Source organism: Arthrobacter sp. TB 26 (assembly GCF_000427315.1).
Classification (GTDB): Bacteria; Actinomycetota; Actinomycetes; order Actinomycetales; family Micrococcaceae; genus Arthrobacter.
The window spans coordinates 4,671-5,190 of the sequence record NZ_AUPJ01000064.1 but is presented as its reverse complement, the minus strand read 5'-3'; the positions used below and the strand labels follow the sequence as shown (position 1 = coordinate 5,190).

At 69.2% G+C, this 520-nt stretch carries 1 pseudogene (running past both ends of the window); it reads left to right on the top strand.

The features are described 5' to 3' along the window. Positions 1-520, top strand: a pseudogene (locus K789_RS21960) (molybdopterin-dependent oxidoreductase) (it extends past both window edges: 29 nt to the left, 1,006 nt to the right).

The window sequence follows — 520 nt, the reverse complement described above, 5'->3', positions numbered from 1 at the left end:
GGCGGCCGCCGTCGTCCTGTCCGTGGCGGAACTGATCGGCGCGTTCTTTACGGCGCGGGCAACGCCGGTGATCGCCCTCGGCTCGACTTTCATTGACTTCACACCGTCGTGGATGAAGGATTTCGCGATCGCCACCTTCGGCACCAACGACAAGCTCGCCCTGTTCGTCGGCATGGCGGTTTCCATCCTGATCCTCGCCTGCATCCTGGGCATCGTGGCGTACCGCAAGTGGGCCCTCGGCGTCGCCGGTGTGCTGCTGATGGGCGCGGTGATCGTTGCCAGCGTGGTGACCCGGGCGGGAGTGAAGCCGCTGGACGCGATTCCCTCGCTGATCGGGACCATGGCCGGCCTGATCGTGCTCCGCATCCTGGTCACGCGGCTGTGGCGGATGCAGCAGTGGCCGGACATGGCCTCAGACCTCGCCGCCAAGGCACCCGAACGCCCCGCCACCAGCCGGCGCGCCTTCTTCGCCGCGACCGGAGTCACCGCCGCGGCCTCCGCCCTAGCCGCGACCGGCGGG